This is a genomic window from Cupriavidus sp. UYPR2.512, from assembly GCF_000379565.1.
In the GTDB taxonomy this organism is placed as follows: Bacteria; Pseudomonadota; Gammaproteobacteria; order Burkholderiales; family Burkholderiaceae; genus Cupriavidus.
Genome location: NZ_KB903029.1, coordinates 1 through 2218, shown reverse-complemented (window position 1 = coordinate 2218; position 2218 = coordinate 1). Strand labels below are relative to the sequence as shown.

The window sequence follows — 2218 nt, the reverse complement described above, 5'->3', positions numbered from 1 at the left end:
TCGTTTGTCCTCCAGAGGCATCACATCTTACCCGCGTCGCTTTGCGCACGCCAGGTCCACTTCGGGAAGTTATTTCTCACTCGTTCCTTAGTGCGGGAAAACCGCACACCGGGTTCGGAGGGAGGGGACGGCGCAAGCCGTTTCCTACCTTTATACAAATACGTTTTTGTGGACGGGTAAGCGTTTTGCTGCGATCGGTGCGAGCCCGCCTTCCTTCAGAAATTCTGATGGACTAGTTGCGTTCACAGAAAAGATCATTGCGGCCGAGCGCTGGGACGCAGAATTATGTTCGTTATTTCGCACGATGGTCTATACTGACCCCATCGATGTACGGAATATCGAACACCATGGAAACTGCACCGCGCACCGCATTCACGGCTCAGGAACTGGGCCGGCTCATCCGTGACACCCGTAAGGCGCTCGGCAAAAGTCAGACCGAGCTGGCCAGTGCCCTGCAGGTACGCCGCCAGACCATTGCCGAACTCGAACTGGGCGGCAATGTGGGCCTGCACGTGATGTTCAGTGCCCTGACCTTTCTGGGTAAGGGGCTGGCCATTACCGATGCCCGCCCGACGGCGGCGGCGCTGCGCGCCATGCTGGATGACGCCGATGAATGACAAACTCAAACGCCTGCTGGTGAGCACGCCGCAAGGTCCGTCGGGCACGCTTGACAAGGCCTCGCGCTTTGTTTTCAACTATACGACGACTGAGCGGCCGTGCGAAGTGTCGCTCGGCATGCCGATCGGTGTGGAGAGCTATGGCAGCAGCGTGCTGCATCCGCTGTTTGCGATGAATCGCCCGGAGGGGTATCTGCTCGATCGCATCCGCAACAAGTTCGGCAAGCTCATGCAGCTCGACGACATGCGGCTGCTGGCGCTCACGGGCGCCAACCAGATCGGACGCCTGCGCTATGCGGAGCCCGACGCGCAAACGAAGCGGCTCGGCGCCGGTATCGGCCTGACGACGATCTTGGAGAACGAGGGCTCGGCCGAGCTCTTCGAATACCTCGTGGACACGTACCTGACGTCGGGCATCAGCGGCTTCCAGCCCAAGGTGATGATTCCCGATGCGGACAAGCTCGACGTGCCGCCCGCCCCCGCCACGCTGGGCGCGCGCGCGACCATCGTGGCGCCGGATCTGATCGTCAAGGCCAGTGGCGAGGACTATCCGCATCTGGCACAGAACGAGTTTCTGTGCATGGACGCGGCGCGCCGGGCGGGGCTGACCGTCCCCGACTTCTGGCTGTCGGAATCGGGCAAGCTTTTCGTGATGGGCCGCTTCGATCTGGACGGCGAGCGGCAGCTCGGCTTCGAGGACATGGTGGTGCTGATGAACCGCACCAACGAGGAAAAGTACCTCGGTTCCTACGAGCAGATCGCCAAGGTCATCAATGCCTATTGCGGGACGAACGCACCGGAAAGCTGCCGGCGCTTCTTCGAGTATCTGGCGCTGACCGTGCTCGTGCGCAACGGTGACGCGCACTTGAAGAACTTCGGGCTGCTGTACGAGGATCCGCATACCGCCCCGCCCAAGCTCTCGCCGCTGTTCGATGTGGTGACGACGATGGTCTACAAATACCAGAACAAGCACGGGGTCGAGCTCACCGACCGCGAACTGGCGATCAAGCTCGCGAAGTCCAAGCGCTATCCGGACCGCAAGACGCTGATCGAGTTCGGCCGCAATGCCTGCGGCGTGGCCAAGCCCGAGGAAGTCCTGCAGCGTCTCAGCGATGCGATGGCCGATACGCTCGCCGAGCATGGCCCCAAGATGCACCTGGAGCTCATGCGGGAGATGCGCCGGGAGTGGGATGGCGGGCGCCTTGCCATGGCGACTGATGACGTCTATCAGCGCGCCGTGGTCAAGGGGATGTCCGAGCCCCTGCCGGATCCGCTGTGAGGCCGGCCCGGTGGGCGCGCGCGCGCGTTAGGCGTGCTCCCGGCCTATGTCCAGATCGCCCACCACGGGCGACGTCGTGCGGGCGGCAGTCCCCATGCGGGATCGCGCAGCAACGCCAGCACCGTCCGGTTCGGATCGTCCGGATGCGGACCGGACAGAGTGGCGCCGAGGCGATCGGCGACATAGAGCGCGACCGCTGCCGAGCGGCGTTTGCCAGCGTGGCAATGCGTGCGCGCCATCTTGTTGGCCAGCGCTACGATCACAACATTGCGCGGGCGACGCTTGCTGATTTGCTCAACCCACGGACCTGGCTCCTTCGCAC

At 63.0% G+C, this 2218-nt stretch carries 3 protein-coding genes; 2 read left to right on the top strand and 1 reads right to left on the bottom strand.

Annotated features, from left to right (window positions below; translation table 11 throughout):
• The first annotated feature begins 347 nt into the window (after positions 1–347).
• Both A3A5_RS0118345 and A3A5_RS0118340 read left to right on the top strand, forming a co-directional pair.
• Complete coding sequence (locus tag A3A5_RS0118345) at positions 348–617, top strand: helix-turn-helix transcriptional regulator (protein WP_018312001.1); 270 nt, start codon at positions 348–350, stop codon at positions 615–617.
• A complete protein-coding gene (locus A3A5_RS0118340; RefSeq protein ID WP_018312000.1) occupies positions 610–1896 on the top strand; it encodes a type II toxin-antitoxin system HipA family toxin in 1287 nt (428 codons plus the stop codon). Before A3A5_RS0118345 ends, A3A5_RS0118340 begins: the two co-directional genes overlap by 8 nt.
• Before the next feature lie 44 nt (positions 1897–1940).
• Here the strand turns inward: A3A5_RS0118340 and A3A5_RS38900 are convergent.
• A partial coding sequence (locus A3A5_RS38900) for a hypothetical protein (protein WP_035812968.1) occupies positions 1941–2218 on the bottom strand: 278 nt, incomplete at its 5' end.